This is a genomic window from Micromonospora violae (assembly GCF_004217135.1).
GTDB lineage: Bacteria > Actinomycetota > Actinomycetes > Mycobacteriales > Micromonosporaceae > Micromonospora > Micromonospora violae.
Genome location: NZ_SHKK01000001.1, coordinates 135304 through 160916 on the forward strand (window position 1 = coordinate 135304; position 25613 = coordinate 160916).

General features: G+C 72.2%; 31 protein-coding genes and 1 riboswitch. Of the genes, 17 read left to right on the forward strand and 14 right to left on the reverse strand.

Translation table 11 applies throughout. The annotated features are described in order from the left end of the window. Window positions 1-8: 8 nt before the first annotated feature. Complete coding sequence (locus tag EV382_RS00595; RefSeq protein ID WP_130399724.1) at window positions 9-860, reverse strand: helix-turn-helix domain-containing protein; 852 nt, start codon at window positions 858-860, stop codon at window positions 9-11. A 134-nt stretch (window positions 861-994) separates the two neighbouring features. On the opposite strand from EV382_RS00595, the gene EV382_RS00600 reads away from it, so the two are divergent. Genes EV382_RS00600 through EV382_RS00610 form a run of 3 tightly spaced genes read left to right on the forward strand, consistent with a single transcriptional unit; the run spans window position 995 to window position 1574 of the window. Then, window positions 995-1183, forward strand: a complete 189-nt coding sequence (locus tag EV382_RS00600) for a hypothetical protein (RefSeq protein ID WP_130399725.1) — start codon at window positions 995-997, stop codon at window positions 1181-1183. Then, on the forward strand, window positions 1180-1359 hold the full coding sequence (locus EV382_RS00605; protein WP_130399726.1) for a hypothetical protein: 180 nt from the start codon (window positions 1180-1182) through the stop codon (window positions 1357-1359). Before EV382_RS00600 ends, EV382_RS00605 begins: the two co-directional genes overlap by 4 nt. Further along, a complete protein-coding gene (locus EV382_RS00610) occupies window positions 1356-1574 on the forward strand; it encodes a hypothetical protein (protein ID WP_130399727.1) in 219 nt (72 codons plus the stop codon). The genes EV382_RS00605 and EV382_RS00610 overlap by 4 nt, the downstream gene beginning before the upstream one ends. Window positions 1575-1640: 66 nt before the next feature. On the opposite strand, the gene EV382_RS00615 is transcribed toward EV382_RS00610, so the two are convergent. Next, window positions 1641-2540 (reverse strand): bifunctional 5,10-methylenetetrahydrofolate dehydrogenase/5,10-methenyltetrahydrofolate cyclohydrolase, encoded by a 900-nt coding sequence (locus tag EV382_RS00615; RefSeq protein WP_130399728.1) that lies wholly within the window; start codon window positions 2538-2540, stop codon window positions 1641-1643. 13 nt (window positions 2541-2553) lie between these two features. Then, window positions 2554-2635, reverse strand: a riboswitch (ZMP/ZTP riboswitch). 142 nt (window positions 2636-2777) lie between these two features. Between EV382_RS00615 and EV382_RS00620 the strand changes: the two genes are divergently transcribed. Both EV382_RS00620 and EV382_RS00625 read left to right on the forward strand, forming a co-directional pair. Then, window positions 2778-3347, forward strand: coding sequence for an RNA polymerase sigma factor (locus EV382_RS00620; protein ID WP_208758274.1), 570 nt, complete (start codon window positions 2778-2780; stop codon window positions 3345-3347). A gap of 16 nt (window positions 3348-3363) precedes the next feature. Continuing rightward, on the forward strand, window positions 3364-4329 hold the full coding sequence (locus tag EV382_RS00625; RefSeq protein ID WP_130399729.1) for a CU044_5270 family protein: 966 nt from the start codon (window positions 3364-3366) through the stop codon (window positions 4327-4329). Window positions 4330-4379: 50 nt separating this feature from the next. Here EV382_RS00625 and EV382_RS00630 read toward each other — a convergent pair whose 3' ends face one another. Beyond that, window positions 4380-5492 carry an FAD-dependent monooxygenase gene (locus tag EV382_RS00630; protein WP_244236482.1) on the reverse strand — a complete coding sequence of 371 codons (1113 nt, stop codon included), beginning with the start codon at window positions 5490-5492 and terminating at the stop codon, window positions 4380-4382. A 145-nt stretch (window positions 5493-5637) separates the two neighbouring features. On the opposite strand from EV382_RS00630, the gene EV382_RS00635 reads away from it, so the two are divergent. Further along, window positions 5638-6573, forward strand: coding sequence for a DUF2332 domain-containing protein (locus tag EV382_RS00635; protein WP_130399730.1), 936 nt, complete (start codon window positions 5638-5640; stop codon window positions 6571-6573). A gap of 11 nt (window positions 6574-6584) precedes the next feature. On the opposite strand, the gene EV382_RS00640 is transcribed toward EV382_RS00635, so the two are convergent. Continuing rightward, complete coding sequence (locus tag EV382_RS00640; protein ID WP_130399731.1) at window positions 6585-7526, reverse strand: MerR family transcriptional regulator; 942 nt, start codon at window positions 7524-7526, stop codon at window positions 6585-6587. Between the two features lie 54 nt (window positions 7527-7580). Then, window positions 7581-8144: a dihydrofolate reductase family protein gene (locus EV382_RS00645; RefSeq protein ID WP_130399732.1), complete on the reverse strand. Its 564-nt coding sequence runs from the start codon at window positions 8142-8144 to the stop codon at window positions 7581-7583. Window positions 8145-8291: 147 nt separating this feature from the next. Here EV382_RS00645 and EV382_RS00650 point away from each other — a divergent pair, with 147 nt between their 5' ends. Next, entirely contained in the window at window positions 8292-8546 is a 255-nt protein-coding gene (locus EV382_RS00650) for a DUF5522 domain-containing protein (protein ID WP_130399733.1), read from the forward strand. 98 nt (window positions 8547-8644) lie between these two features. After that, entirely contained in the window at window positions 8645-9193 is a 549-nt protein-coding gene (locus EV382_RS00655; protein WP_130399734.1) for a hypothetical protein, read from the forward strand. Window positions 9194-9212: 19 nt separating this feature from the next. Here EV382_RS00655 and EV382_RS00660 read toward each other — a convergent pair whose 3' ends face one another. Further along, complete coding sequence (locus tag EV382_RS00660; protein WP_130399735.1) at window positions 9213-9902, reverse strand: iron-dependent transcriptional repressor DtxR; 690 nt, start codon at window positions 9900-9902, stop codon at window positions 9213-9215. Window positions 9903-10002: 100 nt separating this feature from the next. Between EV382_RS00660 and EV382_RS00665 the strand changes: the two genes are divergently transcribed. The 3 genes from EV382_RS00665 to EV382_RS00675 are packed head-to-tail and all read left to right on the forward strand — an operon-like array spanning window position 10003 to window position 14663. Next, the gene (locus tag EV382_RS00665; RefSeq protein WP_130399736.1) at window positions 10003-10863 is read left to right on the forward strand and encodes a sulfurtransferase; all 861 of its coding nucleotides are present in this window, start codon (window positions 10003-10005) and stop codon (window positions 10861-10863) included. 48 nt (window positions 10864-10911) lie between these two features. Then, a complete protein-coding gene (locus EV382_RS00670; protein WP_130399737.1) occupies window positions 10912-12093 on the forward strand; it encodes an acetoin utilization protein AcuC in 1182 nt (393 codons plus the stop codon). A gap of 14 nt (window positions 12094-12107) precedes the next feature. Then, on the forward strand, window positions 12108-14663 hold the full coding sequence (locus EV382_RS00675) for a bifunctional acetate--CoA ligase family protein/GNAT family N-acetyltransferase (RefSeq protein ID WP_130399738.1): 2556 nt from the start codon (window positions 12108-12110) through the stop codon (window positions 14661-14663). Between the two features lie 10 nt (window positions 14664-14673). Here EV382_RS00675 and EV382_RS00680 read toward each other — a convergent pair whose 3' ends face one another. Continuing rightward, window positions 14674-15081: a VOC family protein gene (locus EV382_RS00680; RefSeq protein ID WP_130399739.1), complete on the reverse strand. Its 408-nt coding sequence runs from the start codon at window positions 15079-15081 to the stop codon at window positions 14674-14676. 108 nt (window positions 15082-15189) lie between these two features. After that, on the reverse strand, window positions 15190-16206 hold the full coding sequence (gene sigB, locus EV382_RS00685) for an RNA polymerase sigma factor SigB (RefSeq protein WP_130399740.1): 1017 nt from the start codon (window positions 16204-16206) through the stop codon (window positions 15190-15192). 231 nt (window positions 16207-16437) lie between these two features. On the opposite strand from sigB, the gene EV382_RS00690 reads away from it, so the two are divergent. After that, window positions 16438-17226: a sporulation protein gene (locus EV382_RS00690; protein WP_130408281.1), complete on the forward strand. Its 789-nt coding sequence runs from the start codon at window positions 16438-16440 to the stop codon at window positions 17224-17226. Between the two features lie 102 nt (window positions 17227-17328). Here the strand turns inward: EV382_RS00690 and dtd are convergent, their stop codons facing one another. Continuing rightward, window positions 17329-17751, reverse strand: a complete 423-nt coding sequence (dtd, locus tag EV382_RS00695) for a D-aminoacyl-tRNA deacylase (protein WP_130399741.1) — start codon at window positions 17749-17751, stop codon at window positions 17329-17331. A gap of 55 nt (window positions 17752-17806) precedes the next feature. Next, window positions 17807-19291, reverse strand: a complete 1485-nt coding sequence (locus EV382_RS00700; RefSeq protein ID WP_208758275.1) for a DUF7782 domain-containing protein — start codon at window positions 19289-19291, stop codon at window positions 17807-17809. Between the two features lie 95 nt (window positions 19292-19386). On the opposite strand from EV382_RS00700, the gene EV382_RS00705 reads away from it, so the two are divergent. Beyond that, on the forward strand, window positions 19387-19971 hold the full coding sequence (locus EV382_RS00705) for an HhH-GPD-type base excision DNA repair protein (protein WP_130399742.1): 585 nt from the start codon (window positions 19387-19389) through the stop codon (window positions 19969-19971). Between the two features lie 3 nt (window positions 19972-19974). Here the strand turns inward: EV382_RS00705 and EV382_RS00710 are convergent, their stop codons facing one another. Beyond that, window positions 19975-20286: a hypothetical protein gene (locus tag EV382_RS00710; RefSeq protein WP_130408285.1), complete on the reverse strand. Its 312-nt coding sequence runs from the start codon at window positions 20284-20286 to the stop codon at window positions 19975-19977. Between the two features lie 13 nt (window positions 20287-20299). Continuing rightward, window positions 20300-20587, reverse strand: a complete 288-nt coding sequence (locus EV382_RS00715) for a hypothetical protein (protein WP_244236483.1) — start codon at window positions 20585-20587, stop codon at window positions 20300-20302. A 103-nt stretch (window positions 20588-20690) separates the two neighbouring features. Here EV382_RS00715 and EV382_RS00720 point away from each other — a divergent pair, with 103 nt between their 5' ends. Next, window positions 20691-21050 carry a DUF3099 domain-containing protein gene (locus EV382_RS00720; RefSeq protein WP_208758276.1) on the forward strand — a complete coding sequence of 120 codons (360 nt, stop codon included), beginning with the start codon at window positions 20691-20693 and terminating at the stop codon, window positions 21048-21050. A 136-nt stretch (window positions 21051-21186) separates the two neighbouring features. Beyond that, complete coding sequence (locus EV382_RS33185) at window positions 21187-22572, forward strand: transposase (RefSeq protein WP_244236484.1); 1386 nt, start codon at window positions 21187-21189, stop codon at window positions 22570-22572. Window positions 22573-22725: 153 nt separating this feature from the next. Here the strand turns inward: EV382_RS33185 and EV382_RS00730 are convergent, their stop codons facing one another. Both EV382_RS00730 and EV382_RS00735 read right to left on the reverse strand, forming a co-directional pair. Next, window positions 22726-23625 (reverse strand): carbohydrate kinase family protein, encoded by a 900-nt coding sequence (locus EV382_RS00730; RefSeq protein ID WP_130399744.1) that lies wholly within the window; start codon window positions 23623-23625, stop codon window positions 22726-22728. Next, a complete protein-coding gene (locus EV382_RS00735; protein WP_130399745.1) occupies window positions 23622-24557 on the reverse strand; it encodes a pseudouridine-5'-phosphate glycosidase in 936 nt (311 codons plus the stop codon). The genes EV382_RS00730 and EV382_RS00735 overlap by 4 nt, the downstream gene beginning before the upstream one ends. Before the next feature lie 88 nt (window positions 24558-24645). Here EV382_RS00735 and EV382_RS00740 point away from each other — a divergent pair, with 88 nt between their 5' ends. Continuing rightward, window positions 24646-24864 (forward strand): DUF3039 domain-containing protein, encoded by a 219-nt coding sequence (locus tag EV382_RS00740; protein WP_007456912.1) that lies wholly within the window; start codon window positions 24646-24648, stop codon window positions 24862-24864. 40 nt (window positions 24865-24904) lie between these two features. Further along, window positions 24905-25567 carry a trimeric intracellular cation channel family protein gene (locus EV382_RS00745; protein WP_130399746.1) on the forward strand — a complete coding sequence of 221 codons (663 nt, stop codon included), beginning with the start codon at window positions 24905-24907 and terminating at the stop codon, window positions 25565-25567. Window positions 25568-25613: the final 46 nt, after the last annotated feature.

Below are 25613 nucleotides of genomic sequence, written 5' to 3' on the forward strand. Positions count from 1 at the left end.
GCCGCCTCCTACCTGTCGGGCCCCGCACCCTGGATGGCCTTGATCATCGCGATTGAGTCGCTGGGAGACAGGGCTGAGGCGCGCAGGCTGTTGAAGACCACGGTACAACGCCTCACATCGTCACCTTCCGCGTAGAGGTCGCCCGTGATGCCCTCGATGTAGACGACTCCGGGTCCGCCCGCGAAGTTGAGGATGTGGAAGCTCGACACCATTGAGGCGTAGGCGCCCGCCCGGAACGGGATGACCTGAAGGGTGACGTTCCACCGCTTGCTGGCTTCGAGCAGTGCGGTCAGTTGCCCAGCCATGACGGCCGCTCCGCCTATTTGTCGGTGCAGTACCGCCTCGTCGAGCACGGCCAACAGTCGCAGCTTCCCTGTCGCGATCAGCTCTTGGCGTTGCATTCGGACGGCGACTCGACGCTCGACCGCCTCGGGTGAGGGCTCCAGCGCGTCCTCGCTGGTCAAGGCTCGGGCGTAGTCCTCTGTCTGGAGCAGCCCTGGGACGACCAGTGTCTCGAAGTTGTGTACCTCCTCGGCCGCCGACTCCAGGCCGATGTACTGGCGGTACGACGACGGCAGGTCGCCGTACTTGGCCCACCAGCCGCGCTGCTTGCCGGTCTTCGCCATCGACAGGAGCGTGTCGCGCAGTTCGGCATCGGTGACGCCGTAACGGTCGAGCAGGGCGTTGAGCGCGGGTGCCTTGATACCGACGCGTCCGGCCTCGATCCGCCGCAGGGTGCTTGCCGAGACCTCGATGACGTCAGCAGCCTGTTCGGCCGTGACGCTGGCCTCTTCGCGCACCCGGCGGAGCTGCGCGCCGAGCTGGAAGCGAACGAAGGTCGGACTCTCCATGGCGGTCATTGTGCCGCTAACGCTGCCGCCCAGGATCGCCGGACACGCCCAAGCGCTATGACCGGTGGTCGTTGACCACCTAAATATGCGCGCGCAAAATGAGCGGGCAATCGAGGGTCCAAGGAGGATCGTCGGGAGGTCTGATGCCGGATCGGGTGCCGTACGACGACTACCTGCTGGCGGTGGCGCTGACCTTGGCTCGGCGGCATCGGCCGGTCTGGTCCTGGCAGCGGTGGCGGTGGATCTGCCGATGTGGGGCCGACCTGCCGTGCCGAGCCCGGCACCGCATCCCGATCCGGCGAGGCCACTGGCCAGGGGAGGAGCAGGAGTGACCGAGGATCAGGTCGGACGAATCTTGTCCGTGCACCTGCCCGGCGTCGACGGGCTCTGCGCCGGCTGTCGCTGGTGGTGGGCGCGGCTGGCCCCGTACCCCTGTTATCAGGCGGATTGGACGGCCCGCTGGCACGCCCGGTCGGTCACCCGCCGCTTCCTGGATGGCAAGCCGTGACCACCCACGGCCCGGTCCTTCCGGTGTGGACCTGCGGCGGTTGCAGTGCCCCTTGGCCCTGCCGGACCCGCCGCACCGAGCTGCGTGCCGAGTTCGAGGGCGCGCCCGTGTCACTGGGCCTCTACATGGGGTCCTACCTGGTCTGGGCGGCCGAGGACCTGACCTGGGTGCCCGCCGGGCTGCTGCACCAGCGTTTCCTCGGCTGGGTCCGGTGAGTCACGTGATGTTGAGTAGTTGTGGACGACCGGGCTACTCAGCATCACGTGACCTGGGTGACCGGGTTACTGGTTTGCGCGTTCGGCGGCGCGTACGGCGTTGCGGAACAGCATCGCGACGGTGGTCGGGCCAACCCCGCCGACCCGGGGCGTGATCGCGCCGGCGACCTCGGCGCACGCCTCGTCCACGTCCGGCAGCAACCGCCGCCCGTCGTAGCGCACGCCGGCGCCGATGACCACAGCGCCGGGCTTGACGTGCTCCGGCTGCACGATCCCGGGTACGCCGGCGGCGGCGACGAGGATGTCGGCGCGGCGGGTGTAGCGGTCCCAGTCAGGCACCCCGGTGTGGACGACGGTGACGGCGGCGTTGGCGGTGGGGCGCTTCTGGGCGAGCAGCATCGCCAACGGGCGGCCGAGGGTGGCGCCCCGGCCGAGGATGACGACCTCGCGGCCGGCGACGGGGATCTCGTAGTGCGCCAGGAGGGCTTCGATGCCGGCGGGGGTGCACGGCAGCGGGCCGGGCAGGCCGACGGCGAGACGCCCCATGTTGAGCGGGTGCATGCCGTCGACGTCCTTGTCCGGGTCGATGGTCTGCAGCGCCGCGTCGTAGTCCAGGTGCCCCGGTACGGGGTACTGCACGAGCAGTCCGTGCACGGCCGGATCGTTGTTGAATCGGGCGATGGCCTGGTGCAGGTCATCCTGGGTGGCGGTGGCCGGCAGGTGTACGTGCGGGGAGGCGAACCCGAGCGCGGCGGCCTGCCGCTGCTTGATGGCGATGTAACCGGCGCTGGCGTCGTCGTCGCCGACGAGGATGGTGGCGAGGCTCGGTGTGATCCCGCGGTCGCGCAGGCGGGTGGCGGCGTCGCGGATTTCGGCCAGGACGGCTTCGGCGACGGGTGCGCCCGGCAGGAGTCGGGCCGTACCCGACGGGGTGTGCTGCTCGACGGATGGGCTGGTCGTGGTCATGATGGTTCCTCGACGCAGGCGCCCAGGCGGTCGACGCCCGCGAGAGGCTCCCCGATGGTTTCACCATCCCCGTGCCGCCAGTCGCCGGTGCTTCGATAATGCCGCATCACCAGGGCGACTGCCCAACCGGACCCGCAGCGCCACCGTCCGGGCGGGGCAGACGTGTCGGATGGGTCGGTAACACCCGCGCCGCCCCGTACGAAGAAGAGGTGTGAAGGCGACGAGGGGGGACGGCCCGTGACTGAGCCGAGCCAAGCCGATGGTGACATTTCCGGCATCGGAGCCGACCCGGTGGCCTTCGAGGTCTTCTACCGGCGACACCTGGAAGCGGTGGGGCGGTTCGTGGCACGGCGGGTCGACGACCCGCACCTCGCCGCCGACCTCACCGCCGACGTGTTCCTGGCGGTGATCGAGTCGGCGGCCGGCTACCGGCCCGACCGGGGCAGTCAGATCGGCTGGCTGTACGGGGTGGCCCGCAACGTCATCGGCGACGAGCGGCGTCGGGCGGCCCAACGGCTGCGGGTGACCGGTCGTCTGGCCGGACGACGAGACCTCAGCCCTGATGACATCGCCCGCATCGAGGAGCGCATCGACGCCGAGTCGGCGGCCCGCCGCACCCATCGGGCGCTGAGCGACCTACCCGAGGGCACCCGAACGCTCGTCGAACTCGTCGCCGTGGACGGCCTCACCGTCGCGGAGGCGGCCACCGTGCTCGGGATGTCACCGGTCGCCGCCCGGGTCCGCCTGCATCGTGCCCGCCGCGTCGTCCGCGCCGTGCTCGCCCGCCCGGTCACCACCCTCGCCTGATCAGACGGAGATGACGATGAACGAAATCGAACGGTCGCCGCAGGGTTTCGAGGAGCAACTGCTCAGGGATCTGACCGCACACGTCGCCGCGCGGGCCGAGACGGCTTCGGCGGCCCGTCCGGCCGGACGTCGTACCCGGTTCCTGCGTGGTTGGCGTATCGCCGGGGCGTTCGGGTTGGCGGTCACGCTCACCGCCGGCGCGCTGGCGGTGCAGACCATGAGGCTGGGCGATCAGCGACCACCCACGGCCAACGCGTCGGAGATCTTCCACCTGGCGGCCGACGCAGCCCGGCAGCAGCCCGAGCTCACCGCCCGGCCCGACCAGTACGTCTTCACGGAATCCCTGGCCACGATCCGGGAGTTTCCGGACAGCGGCCCGTATCAGACCATCCGGAACCAGCTGTGGCAGTCGGCCGGGGGAGTCGCGTACACGCAGGCACGCTACCGACCGGAGGCCGAGCCGAACGGGTGGGGCGAGCTGAAGGTGCTCCGCGTGCGCGATTCCGCCTATCCCTGGAAGGAACTCGACGTATTCCAGCCGCCCGCCTACCACGGGGGTCTGCCCACCGATCCGGACGAGTTGCTTCGTTACCTCCGGGAGCACCCGGTCGAGCTGCACCTTGCCGAAGGCGCCGACGAGGAGGCCGTCTACGGGGACGAGAGCATGGTGTACACCACGGCGCGGTCGATGCTGCGCGGCTACGTGCCGCCCCGAGCGCTCGCGGCGCTGTTCGAACTGCTGGCACGGGAGCCCGGAGCGGTCGTCATCTCCGGCGACGTGGTGGACGCCGCCGGCCGGCACGGAGTGGCGATCCGGATGCCCGGCGTGATCGGTGGGAACCAGGACTTCCTCTTCGACCGGGACACCCACGTCTTCCTCGGCACCCGGGGGACGGTGGTGCGTAACGGCAAGGAAACCCTGTTCGACGCTGTGGCGCTCCTCCGCATCGCCATCGTGGACCGGCCCGGCCAGCTGCCCTGAGTGGTGCGGGGCAGGTCCCCGCCGAGCCGGCCCCGCGCCGCTCGGACCGGTCAGGGCTGGGCGAACAGGGGGCCGTAGTTGGAGCGGAACATCTGCTCGCCGAGGCGGCGCATCACCACGTCGCGCAGCGCGGGCGGAAGCCCGGTCGCCTTGTCGCGGCGGTGGGTCTGACTGAGCACCCAGTTCGTACGCGGGCGTCGCCGCACCTCGTAGCCGCGCAACGCCTCGGCGACGGAATCAGCGGTGACCAACGACGACGCGAGCACGACCGCGTCCTCCAGGGCCATCGCCGCCCCCTGGGCCATGTTCGGCGAGGTGGCGTGGGCGGCATCGCCGACCAGCAGCACCGGCCCTCGGGACCAGGAGTCGAGGACGACCTCCTGGTTCGGTCCGGCGTGCAGGGTGCGGTCGTCGTAGTCGAGGGCCTTGAGCATGGTGGCCACCGGCTCGGTGAACGTCGCGCCCAGCTCATCGCGCCAGTCGGGCCGGTCGGCCACCGGGCCGTCGTTGTAGTAGCAGTACACCTGATCGGCGCTGATCGGGATGGTCAGGAACTGCTTGCCGCGCCCCAACTGCACCGACCAGACCGGCTCGTCGTCGACGCGGGGAGCCACCCACCGGTACGCGTACTGGCCGAGGTCCCGGGCGGCCTGGCCGTCGAAGGTGAGCCGGCGAACCGTCGAGTTCACCCCGTCCGCGCCGAGCACCAGGTCGTACCGTCCGGTGCTGCCGTCGTCGAACTCGACGGCGACCTGGTCGCCCTCCTGAACGAGCGCGACCGGTTGGCGGCCCCAACGGATCGGGGCGTCGCCGACCCCGTCGAGCAGGGCCCGGTGCAGTTGGGCCCGGGGCAACGACACGCACGGCCCGACGCCCTGCCACAGCGTGGCCACGTCGATGTCGAAGAGGCGACGCCCGCGCTGGTTGGCGCTGCGCTGCCGGGTGATCTCCACGGCGACGTCGGCGACCGACTCCCGCAGACCGAGGACGTCGAGCATCCGGGTCGCGTTGCCGGTGAGGTAGATGCCGGTGCCGGAGTCGGTCGGCCCGGGCGCCCGCTCGACCACGTCGACAGTCGCGCCCCAGCCGCGCAACGCGGCCACCGTCGCCAGTCCGGCGACACCACCGCCGACGATCAGTACCCGAATACCGTCACCCTGCACGACACGTACCTCCCCGTTGCCCCTGCCCGCACCCCGCTGAGCTGCTGCTCAACGCTCGGGCCGACGCAGCACTCTACGAGGCCGGTGAGTCAGCACACCGAAATGGGGGCTGAAATGTCGAGGAATGGGCTGCGACGATGGGGCCATGACGACCGCTGGGGCGTACGCCGAGTTCGGCAGCCGTGAGGCGCGCGGCGCGTCACCCACGTACGAGCGCCTGTCGCAGGCCGTCGCCCGCGACGACGGCCTGCTCGCCCTGCTCGATGGGCTGCCGCCGGCCAAGCGGCAGCCGAATCTGCTGTTCGGTGTCGTCCGCTGGCTCGGTGGCCCGGTCGACGACCCGGTCGCCTTCCACGACTACGTGGTGACGCACTGGCCCGCCGTCGAGGCGGAGCTGCTCACCCGGGCCACCCAGACGAACGAGGCGGGTCGGTGCGCGGTCCTGTTGCCACTGCTGGCCGCGCTGCCGCAGCCTCTCGCCCTGTTGGAGGTCGGCGCGTCGGCCGGCCTGTGCCTCTACCCCGACCGGTACGCCTACCGCTACGGCGACCAGCAGGTCGGCTCCGGTGAGCCGATTCTCGACTGCGCGGCCGTGGGGTTGGTGCCGCCGGCCCGCGTACCCCAGGTGGTGTGGCGGGCCGGCCTGGACCTCAACCCGCTCGACGTGACCGACCCCGACGACGTGTCCTGGTTGGACGCGCTGATCTGGCCGGAGCACGCGCACCGGCGGGCCCGGCTGCGGGCCGCGGTGACGGTCGCCGCGGCCGATCCGCCGCTGCTGGTCCGCGGCGACCTGGTGGACGACCTGCCGGCGCTGGCCGCGCGGGCGCCGACCGACGCGACGCTGGTGGTCTTCCACACGTCCGTGCTCTACCAGGTGCCGCTGGCACGCCGGGAGGCGTTCGTCCGGCTGGTCCGTGGGCTGCCGGGGCACTGGATCGCGAACGAGGGACCGGAGGTGCTCCGGTACGACGGACTGCCCGACCCGCCGAACGATGCCCTGCACAACGTCCTCGCCCTGGACGGAAAGCCACTGGCCTGGGCCCGGGGCCACGGCCAGGAGATGACCTGGTTCGGCTGACGCCGGTCAGCTCAACGAGCCGGTTCGGGCATCCGGGCGCGCAGGGCTCGGATGAACCAGTCCACCGCCGGCACGGTCGGCTCGCCGGTCGACCAGCCGTTGAGCACCGCCAACAGGTCGAGGTAGCGGTCCCGGCGGGGGTCGTTGGCCGGAACCAGCCGGTCGAGCAACCGCTGGCGCACGTCGGCGTCGCCCGAGTGACAGTGCAGGCTCGCGTACCGGCTGGTGACGGCCGCCACCACCGGATCGGCGTCCGGGCTGGTCGGGTCGAGACCGGCCGCGAGGGCGGGGGCGACCGCATCCCGGACCACCGCGACGGCGTCCGGGCGGGGCAGGCCCGGAACGTCGTGGTCGGCGCCGTGCTGCCGCGCCAACCGTCGCATCCGGGCCTGGAAGTCCGGCTCCGGGCACAGTTCAGCCAGCTCCAGCCACGCCTCGACCTGCTCGGTGCCGGGGTCGTCGGGAAGCTCCGGTGTCAACGAGACGACCACGCCCCGGTACGCGGGCTGGTCGCCGAGGCCGGCGAAGACGCCGTCCAGGAAGTCCGCCACCAACTGCCCGCGTTCACGCGCGCTGAGCCGGGCCAACCGGTGCAACTCGTCCACCTCAGCCAGGCTCGACCCGCGCCCTGCCGCCACGGTGAGCACCGCCTGACGCAGCCGCAGCACCCGGATCTGCACCGCCAACGCCTCGGCGTGCGCGGCGGCCACCTCGTGCAGCGGCACCCCGTGGTCCACCACCCGCCGGATGGTGGCCAGGTCCAAGCCCAGCTCACGCAGCGTCCGGACCAGCTCCAGCCGAGCAACCGCCGCGCCGTCGAACAGGCGGTAGCCGGCCGGGCTCCGGTCGCTCGGCGGGACGATTCCGCTGTCGGCGTAGTACCTGATGGTCTTGACGCTCAGGCCGGTCCGTCGGGCCAGGTCGCCGATCGTGTGCCGTGTCTCCTCGCTCATGCCCCCACCCTCGCGTCTCCCCCCGGTGGAGACTCAAGCCGTTGCGCTGATCGGTCAGCGGACCCGCTCGTGACGGAGCAGGACCACGCCGTTGCCGAAGACGCGGCTCTCCACCAGTCGCAAGGCGGCTGGAGTCTCGGCGTCGGGAAAGAGCCGGCGGCCCCGACCCACCAGCACCGGGTGGACGTAGATCCGGTACTCGTCGATCAGGTCGTGTCGGGCGAACGTGGCGGCCAGGTCAGCCCCGCCGAGTGCCAGGTCGCCGCCCGGTTCGGCCTTGAGCTTGCGGATCTGCTCGACGTCGACCTCGCGCACCACCGTCGCGTTCCAGTCGGCGTGGTCGAGCGTGCGCGAGTAGACGATCTTCGGCATGTCCCGCCAGATCCGGGCGAACTCGCGTTCCGGGCCGCTGGCGCCCGGGGCCTGATCGGCGGTCGGCCAGTAGGCGGCCATCAGTTCGTGGCTGACCCGGCCGCTGAGGAACCCGCCCATCGGGGCGATCACGTCGTTGAAGTGCTGGTGCAACTCCTCGTCGACCTGGTGCCAGCCGATGTCGCCACCCGGGCCCTCGAAGAACCCGTCCAACGACAGGCTCATCTGCACAACGATCTTCCGCATCGTGTCCCCTCCGTACGCGTCGACAGGTGTCGAACCGATCGTCGTCGAACCGTACGACGAAACGACCGACCCACCGCGACGACGCCGGGGCATGTCGCGCACCCAGCCAGCGGGAGGCCGACCACGAACCGTCCCTAGACTGCTGTGGTGAGCGGAGAGCGACGACCCCTGGCCGACCGGCCGCTCACCGAGCCGCACCTGTCCCGGCTGCCGCCGGAGCACCCCGACCGGGCCCGGATCCTCGCCGCGCACACTGCCGCGCTGGCTGCCGGTGCGGCCGGCTACCTCGACCCGGCGAGCGGACTGTTCGTGCTCAGTGCTGGTTTCCTGGCCGGTCGAGGCACGTGCTGCGGGCGCGGCTGCCGACACTGCCCGTACGTGGATGATGCAGTGTCGGAATAGGGCATCAACGGGGGGTTCCGTGCGGCACCGACACCCCGTACGGTGTCCGACGGACACCCGGCGGGCGCTTCTGCCGTCGGTCGGCGAGAGGGTGGGATGTGCGCGGTCGGATCGTGGTCGCCGGGCTGGCCGGGCTGCTGTTGAGCGGCTGCGCCGACGAGGCGGAACCGGTGGCGGTGCCGCCCCCGGTGCCGATCGCGGTGGACGTCGCCGCGGCCTCGTCGGGCGGCGCGTGCCGTCTGCTGGACTTCACGGTGATCGAGCAGGCGGTGAAGGTGCGCTTCGACGTGGCGGCGTCCAGCGAACAGGGCGACACCCACACCTGCGTGGTCCGGGCCGCCGGCGCGACCCTGCCGGAGCTGACGCTCAGCGTGACCGAGACCACGATCGACAAGACCACCTTCGGCGCGGACGTGGTGCCGGACAAGGCGACGAAGGTCACCGGGCTGGGTCAGCAGGCGTACAAGCGGACCACCGCCGCGGCGAGCGGGCGCGGGCCGGTCGCCGAGGTGGGCTGGCTGGCCAGCGACGGACGGCTGGCCACGGTGAGCTGGACCGCACCCCGTGGCAGTGAGCGGTCGGCGGTGGAGAAGCTGACCGGCAACCTGACCGCGCTGGCGAAAAAGGTGGACACCCGGGCGTTGTGACGCGCGGATGCCCGGTTGGTCAGTTGGCGGCGACGAAGACCCGGGAGGCGACCTCGCGGGGCAGCCGGACCCGGTCACCGGAGCGGTCGATCGACACCCCGTCGCGCTCCTGGGCCACGGTCACCGTGACGCCCGGGTCGACACCGGCGGCGTGCAGTTGGCGCAGCACGTCGGCGTCCTTCTGCACGCTCTCGCAGATCCGGCGCACCACGACCGGCCCGGAGAGGCCGGGGAAGGCCAGGTTGCGCTCGCCCTCGGCCGCGTCGGTGGTCTCCGCCGCCGGTGAACCCAGCTCCTGAAGCCCCGGGATCGGGTTGCCGTACGGGGAGCGGGTCGGCCGGTTGAGCAGGTCGTACACCCGCTTCTCCACCGCGTCGCTCATCACGTGCTCCCAGCGGCAGGCCTCTTCGTGGGCCTCCTCGTAGGGCATCCCGATGACGTTGACCAGCAGCAGCTCGGCGAGGCGGTGCTTACGCATCACCGACACGGCGGTGCCGCGACCCAGCGCGGTGAGCGTCAGGTGCCGGTCACCCTCGACGGTGAGCAGGCCGTCGCGCTCCATCCGAGCGACGGTCTGGCTCACGGTGGGGCCACTCTGCTGCAGCCGCTCGGCGATCCGGGCACGCAGCGGTGGCACCCCCTCCTCTTCCAGTTCGAGGATGGTGCGCAGGTACATTTCGGTCGTGTCGACCAGGTCGTGAGACTTCATAACGTCAGCGGCCCTCCGGTGCACGATGCTACCTCGGAGAAGGGCCGGCGACCGCCGCCGAGCCGCGTGCCGTTGACGCGAATGGTGTTGGATGGTCGCCATGTCCGGTACCCAGGAGCTGTTGGTCGAGGTCGATCAGCTCGTCGCCGAGCTTGACCAGGCCGATCCGCCCACCCTGCTCGACGTCCGCTGGCGACTCGTCGGCCCACCTGGCCGTGACGACTACCTCGCCGGCCACCTGCCCGGGGCGGTCTTCGTCGACCTGGACACCGCGCTCTGTGGGGCGCCGGGCCTCGGTGGTCGGCACCCCCTGCCCGACCCGGGCGCGTTGCAGGCCGCGCTCCGGGCCGCCGGCGTCCACGCCGGTCACCCCGTCGTGGTGTACGACGGCGGCGACGGCATGGCCGCCGCGCGGGCCTGGTGGACGCTGCGGTGGGCGGGGCACCGCCCGGTGCGCCTGCTGCACGGCGGCTACCCGGCCTGGGTCGCCGCCGGCCGGCCCGTCTCCACCGACGCGCCGACCCCACCCCCCGGTGACGTCGTGGTACGCCCCGGTGACCTCCCGGTGCTCGACGCGGGGCAGGCCGCCGCACTGGCCGCCGCGGACGACGCCGTGCTGCTCGACGTACGGGCGGCGCCTCGCTACCGGGGGGAGGTCGAGCCGATCGACCCGGTCGCCGGGCACGTGCCGGGAGCGGCGAACCTGCCCGCCGGGGAGTACGTCGGACCGGACGGACGTTTCCTGGCCGCCGACGTGCTGAGCGAGCGGTTCGCCGCCGCCGGGGTGACCGAGGGGCGGACCGTCGGGGCGTACTGCGGCTCGGGAGTGACCGCCGCGCAGGCGGTGCTCGCGCTGCATCTGGCCGGCCACACCGACGCCGCGCTCTACGTTGGATCGTGGAGCAACTGGGTGGCCGACCCGGCCCGGCCGGTCGCCTCCGGGCCGACACCCGGCCACTGACCAGCGCGTGTGGCGCGCCCGCGCAGGTCCTCGTGCGACGATGGGCCCATGTCCGACGACACGGTGGTGGTGTGGGACGAGTCGCTGCTCGCCTACGACATGGGTGACCATCCACTCGACCCGGTCCGGGTGGAGCTGACCATCGCGCTCGCCCGCGAACTGGGCGTCCTGGATCGGCCGGGGGTGCGGGTGGTCAAACCGGTGCCCGCCGACGACGAGCTGCTCACCCGGGTGCACGCACCGGCCTACCTCGCCGCGGTGCGCAACGCGCCGCGCGACCCGCTCTTCGCCGGGTACGGGCTGGGCACCTCCGACAACCCGGTCTTCGAGGGGATGCACGAGTCCAGCGCGCTGATCGCCGGTGCGACGGTGGCCGCCGCCGAGGCGGTCTGGCGTGGCGAAGCCCGGCGGGCGGTCAACGTGGCCGGTGGGCTACACCACGCGATGTCCGCCCGGGCCTCCGGCTTCTGCGTCTACAACGACCCCGCGGTGGCCATCGCCCGCCTCCTCGACCTGGGCGCCGAGCGGGTCGCGTACGTGGACGTCGACGTGCACCACGGCGACGGGGTGCAGCAGATCTTCTGGGACGACCCGCGGGTGCTCACGGTCAGCCTGCACGAGACCCCACTGGCCCTCTTCCCGGGCACGGGTTTCCCGGACGAGACGGGTGGGCCGGGCGCGCAGGGCACCGCGGTCAACATGCCGTTGCCGCCGGGCGTCGACGACACCGGCTGGCAGCGGGCGTTCCACGCGATCGTGCCGTCGGTGCTGCGCGCGTTCCGGCCGCAGGTGCTGGTCAGCCAGTGCGGCGCCGACGGGCACCGACTGGATCCGCTCGCCGACCTGAACCTGACGGTGGACGGGCAACGGGCCACCTACCTGGCGATGCGGGCGCTCGCCGACGAGTTGTGTGACGGCCGGTGGGTGGCGACCGGCGGCGGCGGGTACGCGCTCGTCGAGGTGGTGCCCCGGGCCTGGAGTCACCTGTTGGCCGTGGCCACCGGTGACCCGATCGACCCGGCCACGCTCACCCCACCCGCGTGGCGGGACCTGGTCGCCGCACGCAGGCTGGGCCGGGAGGTGCCGCTGCGGATGACCGACGACGCCGACCCGTCGTACGAGCCGTGGCAGCCGACCGGCGAGCCGAACGCGGTGGACCGGGCGATCGCGGCCACCCGCAAGACGGTGTTCCCGCTGCTCGGGCTCGACCCGCACGATCCGCGGGACTGAGCCGGGCCGTTTCCGTGACGAGCCTGGACCAACCGGTCGACGTGCTGCTCAGCGACGGCAGCACCGTCCAGTTGCGACCGATCGACCCCGCCGACGCGCCGGGCATCGTGGCGATGCACAGCCGGTTCTCCGAGCGCACCCGCTACCTGCGGTACTTCTCGCCGTACCCGCGCATCCCGGAACGCGATCTGGTCCGTTTCGTCACCGTGGACCACCACGACCGGGAGGCGTTCGTGGTGTTGGCCGCCGACCAGATCGTCGCCGTCGGCCGGTACGAGCGGCTCGGCCCGCAGGCCCCCGAGGCGGAGGTGGCCTTCGTGGTGGAGGACGCCTACCAGGGTCGCGGCATCGGCTCGGTGCTGATGGAGCATCTGGCCGACGCGGCCCGCCGCAACGACATCATGAGCTTCGTCGCGGAGGTGCTGCCGGCCAACGGGACGATGCTGCGGGTCTTCGCCGACTTCGGCTACCAGGTCCAACGGGAGTACGCCGACGGCGTGGTCCACCTGAGCTTCCCCATCGCGCCCACCGAGGCGAGCCTGGAGGTGCAGCGCGGCCGGGAGCACCGTACCGAGGCCCGCTCGATCGCCCGGCTGCTCGCCCCGCGCGGCATCGTCGTCTACGGTGCCAGCGCCACCGGCCAGGGCGTCGGCGCGGCGGTGCTCGGGCACCTGCGCGACGGCGGGTTCACCGGTGCGGTGGTGCCGGTGCATCCGAGCGCGTCGACCGTGGCGGGTCTGCCCGCGTACCCGTCGGCGGTGGACGCCGGTGCGCCGGTGGACCTGGCGGTGGTGGCGGTCCCGCCGGAGGCGGCGACCGCCGTGGTCGCCGACGCCGCCGCCGCGGGGGTGCACGGCCTGGTGGTCATCTCGGCCGGCTTCGCCGAGGCCGGCCCCGAGGGCGCGGCCACGCAGCGGGCGCTGGTCCGCGCGGCGCACGCGGCCGGAATGCGGGTCGTCGGCCCGAACTGTCTGGGCGTGGCGAACACCGACCCGACGGTACGCCTCAACGCCACCCTCGCCCCGGCGCTGCCGCCGGCCGGTCGGGTCGGCATCTTCAGTCAGTCCGGCGCGTTCGGGGTGGCGCTGCTCGCCGAGGCGGACCGGCGTGGCCTCGGATTGTCCAGCTTCGTCTCGGCCGGTAACCGGGCCGACGTCTCCGGCAACGACCTTCTGCAGTACTGGCAGGACGACCCCGGCACCGACGTGATCATGCTTTATCTGGAGACCTTCGGGAACCCACGCAAGTTCGCCCGGCTGGCCCGGCGGATCGGCCGCGGCAAGCCCGTCGTCGCGCTCGCCTCACCGGCCCGCCCACCCGGGGTCGGCGACGCCGCCGGGCCGGACGAGGTGGCGGTGGCCGCGCTCTTCGCCCAGTCCGGGGTGATCCGGGTGGACACCGTGCCGGAGCTGCTCGACGTGGGTGTGCTGCTGGCCAACCAGCCGTTGCCGGCCGGCGGCCGGGTCGGTGTGGTCGGCAACTCCTCGGCCCTCACCGGGCTCGCCGCGACCGCCTGTCTCGGGCACGGCCTCGACGTGGCCGACGGTTACCCGCGCGACGTCGGGCCGAGCGCCGGCGCCGCCGAGTTCGCCGCCGCTCTCGCCGAGACGGCCGCCGACGATCGGGTGGACGCCCTGGTGGTGGTCTTCGCGCCACCGCTACCCGGCCAGCTGACCGAGGTGGACGCCGACGTGACCGCCGCGCTGCCGGCCGCCCTCGCGCTGGGCAAGCCGACTGTGGCGACGTTCCTGGTCGGGCGGCTACCGCCGGGGGTGCCGGCGTACGGCGGCGTGGAGGAGGCGGTCCGGGCGCTCGCCCGCGCACACCGGTACGCCGAGTGGCTCCGCCGCCCGCCCGGAGTGGCACCGGAGTTGCCCGACCTCGACCTGGCTGCCGCACAGGCCGCGCTCCGGGCCGACGCCACCGACCCCGGTGCGCTGCTGGCCGCGTACGGCATCGACGTGGTGGCCTCGGTGCCCGTCGACTCGGTCGACGCGGCGGTCGACGCGGCGGCGCGGCTGGGCTTCCCGGTGGCGCTCAAGGCGGCCGCCCCCGGGCTGCGGCACCGGCTCGACCTCGGCGCGGTGCGGCTCGACCTGGCCGACGAGCCGACCCTCCGTCGCGCGTACGCCGACGTGGCGGCGACCTTCGGCCCGGACGCGCTGGTCCAGCCGATGGTTCCACCCGGGGTGGCGTGCGTGGTGGAGGTGGTGGAGGACCCCGCGTTCGGGCCGGTGGTCGGCTTCGGTCTCGGTGGGGTCGCCACCGAACTGCTCGGCGATCGGGCCTGGCGGGCGGTGCCGCTGACCGACCGGGACGCGGCCGAGTTGGTCGACGAACCCCGGGCGGCGCCGTTGCTGCGCGGGCACCGGGGCGCCGCGCCGGTCGACCGGGCGGCCCTCGCCGATCTGCTGCTGCGGGTGGGTCAGCTCGCCGACGAACAGCCCCGGGTGCGATCGCTGACCCTCAACCCGGTTCTCGCCCGCCCGGACGGCATCTCGGTCCTGCACGCCCACGTCGGGGTGGGGGGCGTGGCCGCCCGCCCGGACACCGGCCCCCGCCGCCTGTGAGCCTGCCCGGTCAGGCGCGGCTGGAGATCTGCTGGACGCCCCAGGTGTTGCCGTCCGGGTCGGCGAAGAAGACGAAGCCGACGTTGTCCAGCGGATCCGGCACCGGCCGGGGGTTCTGACCCACCACCTGGATCTCGCTGACCTCCACACCCCGCCCGACCAACTCCTCGTGGGCCCGTTTCAGGTCGGGCACCACCAGTTGCAGGCCCTTGAGCGATCCGGGCGGCATCTGCGGTACGACGCCCTTACCGATCACGATGGAGCAGCCGGAGCCGGGCGGGGTCAGCTGGACGATGCGCGCCTCGTCGCTGATCACCGTGTCGTGGTCCACCGTGAAGCCGAGCTGGTCGGCGTAGAACGTCTTCGCCCGGTCCACATCGGAGACCGGCACGATCACCACTTCCAGGGTCCAGTTCACGGCCGGTCTCCTCGCGTCGCCGGTCAGCGCATAGGTGTTCCAGTCAACCATCCCGACAGCACGGAAGGCCCCGGCGAACCGCCGGGGCCTTCCGTGGGAACCGGTGCGTCAGCAGGCGTACGCCTCCAGGCGCTGGGCCCGCTCCGGGGCGCGCAGCTTCAACAACGTCACCTTCTCGATCTGCCGAATCCGCTCCCGGGACAGGCCGAACTCCCGGCCGACCTCGTCCAGGGTGCGCTGCCGGCCGTCATCCAGCCCGAACCGGAGCCGGATGACCGCCTGCTCCCGCTGGGACAGGGTGGAGAGCACGATGCTGACCTCGTTGCGCAGCTCGCCCTGGGCGGCGGCGTCGCCCGGCTCGGTACGCGGGTCCACCGAGGCCACGAAGTCGCCGAGCGCGCTCTCACCGTCGTCGCCGACGGCCTGGTCCAGGCTGACCGGCTCCCGGTCGTAGGAGATCAGCTCGATGACCTGGATCTCGGGGATCTCCAGCGCGCGGGCGACCTCGGCAACCGTCGGTTCGCGGCCCAACGTCACCGCCAGTTCGCGGCGGGCCCGGACCATCCGGTTGACCTGCTCGACCATGTGCACCGGAATGCGGATGGTGCGGGCCTGGTCGGCCATGGCGCGGGTGATGGCCTGCCGGATCCACCAGGTGGCGTACGTGGAGAACTTGTAACCCTTGGCGTAGTCGAACTTCTCCACCGCCCGGATCAGGCCGAGGTTGCCCTCCTGGATCAGGTCGAGGAACGCCATGCCACGGCCGGTGTAGCGCTTGGCGATGCTGACCACCAGCCGCAGGTTCGCCTCCAGCAGGTGGTCCTTGGCCGCCCGCCCCTCGGCGACGATCAGCTCCAGGTCGGCTCGCAGCTCCGCGGAGACCGGGGTGCAGGTGGCGAGCTTCTCGTCGGCGAACAGGCCAGCCTCGATGCGCCGTGCCAGGTCGACCTCCTGCGCGGCGGTCAGCAACTTCGTCCGGCCAATTCCGTTGAGGTAGGCCCGGACCAGGTCGGTGGAGATGCCGCGCTCGTCGGTGGCGTCCAGGTCGACCAGGGTCTCAGAGGCCCCGTCAGTGTCGGTCGTGGTGGCCGGGCGCGTCCGGTGTTCCGTCATCTGCAGGACCATCTCTATCTCCCCGTTTCCACGTCTGTGCCGCGTTCCCGGCCCAGCGGTGCCGGTGTGACAAACAGCTTGGCGGGCAGGGCGTAAAACGGGAGTGAGGCGATCGGGCACCCGACAGGAATTGGGTCGGATCGCTGGTGCGGTGTGTCGTCCCGCTGTGTGGTTGCCCGCCCCGGCTACCTTGCGGACGGTTGGCCACCTCTGGTCGGCTGCGGACGACAGATGGAGGACGGTGTGGTCTTCAAGCGGCTCATGAAGGCGATGGGCGTCGGTGGCCCGTCGGTGGAGACGGTGCTGGCCAACCCGAACTGCCGCCCGGGCGGTCAGCTGGAGGGCCGCATCCAGGTGTTGGGCGGCGACCACCAGGTCGACATCGACCACGTCGCCCTCGCCCTGGTCACCCGGGTCGAGGTCGAGAGCGGCGACAACGACTACGACACCACTCAGGAGTTCCACCGCCAGCCGGTCACCGGCGCGTTCCGGCTGGAGCCGGGGCAGCGCTACGACATCCCGTTCCGCTTCGACGTGCCGTGGGAGACACCGGTCACCGAGCTGTACGGGCAGCGCCTGCACGGAATGACGATGGGCCTGCGTACCGAGCTGGAGGTCGCCCGCGCGGTCGACAAGGGTGACCTGGACGCGGTGTCGGTGCACCCGCTGCCGGCGCAGGAACGACTACTGGACGCGTTGCTGCGGCTGGGCTTCCGGTTCGCCCGCGCCGATGTGGAGCGCGGTCACATCTACGGCGTACACCAGACGTTGCCGTTCTACCAGGAGATCGAGTTCAACCCGGCGCCGCAGTACGCGCGTTCGATCAACCAGTTGGAGGTCACCTTCATCGCCGACGCGCGGCAGATGCAGGTGGTGCTGGAGGTCGACAAGCGCGGTGGGGTCTTCACCGAGGGCCGGGACGCCTTCGGCCGGTTCACTGTCGATTACGCGACCGCCGACCGCACCGACTGGACCGCCGAGCTCGACAACTGGCTGCGCCAGTCCCTAACCCGCCGAGGCCTCTTCTCCTGACCCCACCCCACCCCACCCCATCGGCCTGCCCCGGTGATCAAGAGGTTTGCGTCATACCGAGCCCGAATCCTGACGCAAACCTCTTGATCACCGCTGTTGTCCCTAGAGGTCCAGGAGGAGGGTCTGGGGGCCGATGTTCTGGCTCTCCACGAGCATGTGGGCGCGGAAGCGGCCGGTCTCGACCTTGGCGCCTCGTTCACGTAGCGCGTCGACGACAGCTGTCACCAGTGGTTCGGCCACCTCGGCGGGGGCGGCCGCCGTCCAGCTCGGGCGGCGGCCCTTGCGGGCGTCGCCGTAGAGGGTGAACTGGCTGACCACCAGGATCGGCGCCCCTAGGTCGGCCGCCGACCGCTCGCCGTCCAGAATGCGGAGCTCGTGCACCTTGCGGGCCATCGTCTGAGCGGTCTGCGCGGTGTCGGTGTGGGTCACCCCGAGCAGCACCAGCAGGCCGTTCTCGATCGCGCCGACCACCTCGCCGTCCACCGTCACACTCGCCCGCCCGACGGTCTGCACCACGGCACGCATCAGTCGACCGCCGCCGGGATCGCTGCCGAGCCGGCCACCGGGCCCACCGCCGGCATCAGGCGCTCACCGGCTCGATGAAGCCGCGCTCCACCAGGTGCGCCACGATCGGGCCGGCGGCCTCGGCCATCTCGTCGGGCTCGACGTCGTGCGCCGCGGCGAGCAGGGCGAGCTGGTCGCGCAGCGGCAACCGGCCGTCTGCCCCGCCGACCAGCGCCAGTACCAGCGGGTCGATCTCCTCGGTCCAGCGCAGGCCGTGCGGCATCGCGAGGACCTGCCGGTCCACCCCCCAGCCCTCGTCGCCCATGGTGGCCTCCTGCCGCAGTTGCAGGCCCTCGGCGGCCCGGTAGCGCTCGGCGAGCAACGCTTCGGTGTCGCGTACCCGGAGAAAGTCCTGGCGGTCGAACCAGGCGGCGACCTGGTCACCCAGCGGTGGCTGCACCTGCTGGCGCAGATCCTCCACGCGGACCACCGGGTCGGCGTGGCCGCCCCGGCGCAGCGACACGATGCCGAAGCCGATCCCCTCCACCTTGTGCGCGTCGAACCAGTCCAGCCAGGCGGCCATCCGCTGCGGGTCGGCGGTCTCGCCGACGTCGGTGAGCCACAGGTCGACGTACGCCATCGGATCGGCCACCTCGCGCTGGATCACCCAGGCGTCCAGGCCGGTCCCGGCGAACCAGCCGGCCACCCGCTCGTCCCACTCCTCACCGGCGACGTGCACCCAGTTCGCCAGGTACTGCATGGTGCCACCCTCGGTGAGCAGGCCGGGGGCGGCGGCGGCCAGCTCGGCGCCGATCGCGTCACCGACCCGGCCCGAGTCGCGGTAGACGTGCGTGGTCGTACCCGGGCCGACCACGAACGGCGGGTTGCTCACCACCAGGTCGAACCGACGCCCGGCCACCGGGGCGACCAGGTCGCCACGGAGCAGCTCCCAGTCCTGACCGTTGAGGGCGGCGGTGGTCGCGGCGAAGCGCAACGCCCGCTCGGACAGGTCGGTGGCGGTCACGGACCTGGCGTGGGTGGCCAGGTGCAGAGCCTGGACGCCGGAGCCGGTGCCCAGGTCCAGCGCGGTGTCGACCGGCCGGCGCATGGTCGCGCCGATCAGCGTGTGGGTCGCCCCGCCGATGCCGAGGACGTGCTCGGCGTGCAACGGGAGACCCGGCCGGGCACTCGCCGGCACGTCGGCGAGCACCCACCAGTCGTCCCCGTACGGCTCCAGGTCGACGCCGGCGCGCAGGCCACCGCCGTACCGCTCGACCAGCCCGCCGGTCAGCGCCTCCGCCAGGCTCAGAGGTACCAGCGCGGCGGCCACCGCCGCCTCCGGCTCGGTCTGGTCGCAGATGAACACCCGGATCAGGGTGCCGAGCGGGTCGCCGTCCTCGGTGGCGCGCAGCGCGGCCCGATAGTCGTTGCGGGCGACCGCGGCGGTCGCCTGCGCGCCCAGCCTCTCGGCGATGCCGTGGCTGGTGAAGCCGGTCTGGACCAGCGCGGTGCGCAGCGCGTCGACGCCGGCGGGGGAGAGCAGCATGTCGTGTTCGTCCACCCCGACATCCTGCCCTCCGTGGCGTCCCGGGTCAGCGGCACCCGCCGGTAGGTGTCGGAGCGTCGGTGCCCGCCCGGATCGGCGTGCGAGGCAGGATGGTGCGCATGACCCTCGTACTGCCCATCGACCCGGAGGCCAACCAGCTGCTGGAGCGCAGCCCGCTGGCCCTGCTCCTCGGCATGGTCCTCGACCAGCAGGTGCCGATGGAGAAGGCGTTCTCCTCGCCGTACGTGCTCGCCCAGCGGCTCGGCCATGAGCTGGACGCGACGGAGCTGGCCGGGTACGACCCGGAGGCGCTGGTCGCGCTCTTCGCCCAGCCGCCCGCGCTGCACCGGTTTCCGAAGGCCATGGCGGCGCGGGTGCAGGAGGTCTGCCAGGTGCTGGTGGAGCGCTACGACGGGGACGCGGCGCTGCTCTGGGCCGAGGTCGCCGACGGGCCGGAGCTGCTGCGTCGGGTCTCCGCGCTGCCCGGCTTCGGCAAGCAGAAGGCGCAGATCTTCGTGGCCCTGCTCGGCAAGCGGTTCGGGGTGACCCCGCAGGACTGGCGGAAGGCGGCCGGGGACTACGGCGACCCGGGCGCGTACCGGTCGGTGGCCGACGTCACCGACGCCGACTCGCTGCGCCGGGTGCGGGAGTTCAAGCAGCAGATGAAGGCGGCGGCGAAGGCTGCGAAGGGCTGACGCTCAGGCGGCGGTGGGGTGCGCCAGCGAGGCCAGCGCGCGCCGGACGTCGGCCAGCGAAACGGTCGCCGAGTCGTCCAGGTCGGCCAGGCCGGCCTCGATCCACTGGCGCATCAGCGTGGTGACGCCGATGCCCCGGGCGTCGGCGGCGGCGCGGACCCGCTCGTAGGTGTCCAGCGGCAACCGCACCGAGCGGCTCACCATCGGCACGTCGCTGTCGGGGGTGGGCAGCTCCGCCGCCGGGCTCTCGTCGATCAGCTCGGCGATCCGGTCGCCGCCGCCGTGGAACTGCTTGGTCGCGTCGTTACGGTGCATCGTCACGGCCTCCTCATCGGCGAGATCTCCGCACGGCCTCGTCGTAGCGCTTGGACTCGATGTCGCTCAGCTCGCGGGCGGAGAGGATGTCCCAGTCGTTGTCGGTGCCATCGGCCTGGGCGAGCAGCACCGCCAGCCGGCGGCCCCTCCGGGCGGCGGCGTAGACCACCATCACGTCGTCGCCCAGATGGCGGATGACCCGTCGGGCGCTGTGCAGCGCCTCCCAGACTTCCCCGGGTGTGACGTCGTAGACCCTCAGGTTGGCCAACGCCTCGTCGGTGAAGCTGAACCTGCTGCCCACAGGCGGAGCGTACCACGCGCGTAACACGCGACGGGATGACGTGAAGTTCGCTGATCAGGGGCCTGCGGTGACAGGATGAGGCGTAACCCCCTCGAGGAGGTCCATGGTGAAGCGTCAGGCGTACCAGCCGATTCTGATCACCGACGCCTCGCGCAGCCAGGACGATCAGCTCAACAGTCGCCAGCGCCGCTATGTCCTGATGATGGGCATCCGGGTGTTGTGCATCATCGTCGGCGCGATTCTGGTCGGTGCGAACGCCCCAATGCTCTGGCTCTGGCTGCCGCTGTGCGGCCTCGGCATGGTGCTCATCCCCTGGCTGGCCGTGCTGCTGGCCAACGACCGGCCGCCGAAGGAGCAGCACCGGCTGGCCAACCGGTTCCACCCCAGCCAACGGGACGACACCCCGCCGATGAGCCTCACCGCCGAGGCGCGGCCGCACAAGGTCATCGACGTCGAACCCTGACCCGCGAGCGGGTCAGGGTTCGCCTCGTGTTTTGACCATCGAGGGGATTCGTGGTGGTCGAGGTCTAGCGGAATGGGGAGGACCCTGTCCATGATCTGAGTTCTCACACAAAGATCATCAATGGGCAGGGTCCTCGATGAGAAGCGTAACGGCTACCGGTGCCGGTGACAGCGAGCTGGGCCGGATCTTGTTGGATGCGTGGCGGCGGGAGTTGTACGAGGGCGTTCTCGCGTCCCGGTCACGGACGTTGTTCTCGCTGGTCGACGAGTTGGCCGCTGATCAGGGCCGGTGTGGTTGCCCGGCGCATCTATCGCTGAGCACGGTCACCGGGCACGCTGCGGCGTACCGGGCGTTACGTGACGGCGAGATCGACACCGGCCGGGCGTTACGGGCGGCGTGCGAGATCGCCACGCGGTCCGGTCTGCCGCGGGTGTATGCCGTTGACACCACCGCGTGGCCGCGGCCGACCGCAGCCACCAGCCCGGACCGGCAGCCGCAGTACACCCCCGGCGGGCCCCGCGGCACGGCGCTGATCAAGACGGGGTGGCGGTATCAGCATGTCGTGCGGCTGTCTCTGACTCCGGACTCGTGGGTCGTGCCGGTGCTGGCCGACCGGATCGCCTCCGACGACGATCTGGTGGAGGTCACCGTGGACCACATCACCCGAGTCTGCGCCCAGGACGGCGCCCGCCCGGCCGATCCGTCACTGTTTCTGCTGGACTCCGGTTATCCCGCGGCCCGGATCACCCATCTGCTGCGCGAGCGCGGGATTCCCGCGGACGTGCTAGTCAGGCTGGCGACTTCGCAGACCATGTGGACCCGGCCCGAACGCCGGGCCGCTCACCCCCTCGGAGGCCGGCCCCGCCGGCACGGGTTCCGCCTCGCTCTGCGCGAGCCCGGCCTACCCCCGGATACCGGTGTCAGCGGCCCGGTCGGTATCTACGGCACCGTCACCGTCCGGGCCTGGCATCAGGTCCATCCCAAACTCACCCGCGCCAGCCGGGGCTTCACCGGCCAGGGCACCCTCCCGATCGTCGAGGGCAGCGTGCTCCTCGCCCGGGTCCAACACCTGCGCCCCAGCCGCCGCGCCGGCGACCTCGCTCTCTGGTACTCCGGCCGCCGCCGCGACCTACTCACCCTGGTCATGACCTACCTGGCCCGCTTCGACATCGAGCACTACTTCCGATATCTCAAGAGCACCGCCCAGGCCCCGGACTTCCACCCCCGCCAGCCCGGCACCCTGACCACCTGGCTACGCCTGCACGCCTACGCCTACCTACACCTGTTCTGCGCCCGCACCCACATCACCCACCACCGACTGCCCTGGGAACCCGCCACCACCACCAGCCCGACCCCCGGCCAGACACGCCGGCAGGTTTCGCCCGCTCTGCGCAACGCCTGGCAACCACCAGGCAACCCGAAACCCGGACACCCCGGACCCGGCCGCCCCGCCGGGAAACGCCGCAAACGCCGAACCCGCTACCCGATCATCCGCAAAAACGCCGTCCACAAGGGCAAATGACAGCCCTCACCCACACCACCACGAACACACCCCCACCACACCGCCAAACCACCCTGCCCACAGAACGGTCAAAACACGAGTCGAACCCTGACCCGCGAGCGGGTCAGGGTTCGCGCACCCAGGGCGGTGGCGGTGCGCCGGCCGCCGCCGCTGCTACGGCTGTGGCCGTGCCCCGGCCGTGGAGACGGCCAGCGCGCCCAGGTCGGTGGCGCGGCTCAGCGCCGTGGCCGGGGTGGCGCCGGCGAGCCACGCGGTGAGCAGGCCGGCCGCGAAGGCGTCGCCCGCGCCGGTGACGTCCACCACCGCCACCCGGCGGGCCGGAGCCACGCAGACCGGCGTGCTGCGGTCGACCCAGACCGCGCCGGCCGCGCCGCGCTTCACCACGACCCGCCGGGCCGTCGCCGACAGCGCCCGCCCCTGCGCCGCCGGATCCAGCCCGCCGGCCAGCACCGCGGCTTCATCTGCGTTGACCAGGAGCAGGTCGATGTCGCGTACCCAACTCAAAAACGCCGCCGCACCGACTCGCCGCAGCGGCGCCGCGGAGGCCGCGTCGACGCTGATGGTGAGCCCGCGTTCGCGGGCGACGGCCAGCGCGCGCAGCCCCGCGCCGCGCGACTCGGCGTCCAACAGGGTGTACGCGGACAGGTGCAGATGCCCAGCGTCGGGCACCGCCGCGAGGGCCTGCTCGACGTGCGCGGCGCTCAACCGCAGGTTCGCGCCCCGCTGGCTGACCATGGTGCGCTCGTCGTCGGCGGCCAACACGATGACCGTGCCGGTCGGCGCGCCCTCGACCCGCTCGATCGCGCAGTCGACGCCCGCCCGGCCGAGCTCGGCCACCCGGTCCCGCCCGGCGTCGTCGTCACCGACGGCGCCGACCAGCGTGACGTCCACCCGCTGCGCGGCGACCCAGGCGGCGGTGTTGGCCGCCTGGCCGCCGCCGCCGACACTGATCTCGGCCCTGGTGTCCGAGCCGGCCGCGAGCGGCCCGGACAGCACGGCGACCACATCGGTGATCACGTCCCCGACGACGACCACCCGGGCCGCTCGGGTCATGCCGCGACGGTGGTGCTGCGGGCCGCCGAGGCGACCGCGATCCGCGCGGCCAGGTCGGCGTTGCGCAGGATGATCCGCACGTTCACCGCCAGGCTCGCGCCCTCGGTGGCCGAGTGGAAGTACGCGAGCAGGTACGGCGTGACGGCCTTGCCGGTGATCCCGTCCCGCTCCAGTCGGGCCAGGCCCTCGGCGAGCGTCCGGTCGTGCAACTCCGGGTCGAGCTGCTCGTCGACCGGCAGCGGGTTGGCGATGAGCAGCCCGCCGGTGTGCAGGGCGTGCTCGTCGCGGGCGGCCAGCACGGCGGCGACCTGCTCGGGCGAGTCCACCGACCAGTCCAGGTCGAAGCCAGCGTCGGTGAGGTAGAAGCCGGGGAACCGGCGGGTGCGGTAACCGAGCACCGCGACCCCGAGGGTCTCCAGGCGCTCCAGCGTCGCGCCCACGTCGAGGATCGACTTGACCCCGGCGCAGACCACCGCGATCGGGGTCTGCGCAAGGGTGACCAGGTCCGCAGACTCGTCGAAGGTGTGCGCGGCCTCCCGGTGCACCCCGCCCAGCCCGCCGGTGGCGAACACGCCGATCCCGGCGGCGGCGGCCACCGCGCTGGTCGCGGCCACCGTGGTCGCGCCGTCCGCGCCGGTCGCGGCAGCCACCGCGAGGTCGCGGACGGAGAGCTTGGTCACGCCGTCGACGGTGGCCAGCCTGGTCAGCTGCGCGTCGTCCAGGCCGACCACCAGCTCACCGGCGATCATGCCGATCGTCGCCGGGACGGCCCCGGCGTCCCGAACCGCCCGCTCGATCTCCCTGGCCACCCGGAGGTTCTCCGGCCGGGGCAGGCCGTGCGAGACGATGGTGCTCTCCAGCGCGACGACGGGACGGCCGTCGCGCAGGGCTTCGGCCACCTCGGTGCCGTAGCTGATGCGAAAGTCAGTCACACGGGCACCGTACGGGGTGGGGTCTCGGTCGGCCTCAAGTGGACCCGGCCGTGATGACCTGCCAAACTTGACGGTTGGAGGTGCAGACGTGAGCACAGAGGTTCTCGAGCGTCCGGAGCTGAAGGACGCCGATACCGGTCCCGAGATGTTCCATTACGTCCGTAAGGAGAAGATCGCCGAGAGTGCTGTCATGGGCACTTTCGTCGTCGCTCTCTGCGGCGAGACCTTCCCGGTCACCAAGGCGGCCAAGCCGGGTTCGCCGGTCTGCCCCAAGTGCAAGGAGATCTACGACTCCTACCGCGAGTGAACCTCGGCCGGTGCTCCGGCCGGCGACGTAGCCTGCGGCGGTGACCACCTCCACCGCCCTGCTCCTCGCCGACCTGACCGGAGTGGCGGTGTTCGCCGCGTCCGGGGCCTCGGCGGCGGTGGCCAAGCGACTCGACCTGTTCGGCGTCGCGTTCGTCGGCTTCGTCGCCGCCCTCGGCGGTGGGATCTTCCGCGACCTGGTCATCGACGAGGTGCCGCCGCTGGCCTTCGCCGACTGGCGGTACGCGGCCACCGCCGCGATCACCGCGCTCGCCGTCTTCTGGCTGCACCCGCAACTGGCCCGACTGCGGACGACCGTGCTGGTGCTGGACGCGGCCGGTCTGGCGCTGTTCACCGTCACCGGCACGCTCAAGGCGCTCGACGCCCGGGTGCCGGCGGTCGGCGCCTGCCTGATCGGCATGCTCACCGCGATCGGCGGCGGGCTCGGCCGTGACCTCCTCACCGCCGAGATCCCGGTCGTGCTGCGCCGGGAGATCTACGCGCTGGCGGCGTTGGCCGGTTCGGTGCTGGTGGTGCTGCTGTACGTCACCGGGAAGACGGGTCCCGCACCGCTCACCGCCGCCGCCGTACTGGTCTTCGGGCTGCGCCTGATCGCGCTGCGTCGACGCTGGTCCGCCCCGATCGCCACGCTGCGTCCGCCGCGCGCCGGTGGGGCGGATCCCCGCACCGACCGGGACTGGTGAGCCGGTCGTCGGATGTGACCAGCGTGGCGTCGCCTGGGCCCGACGG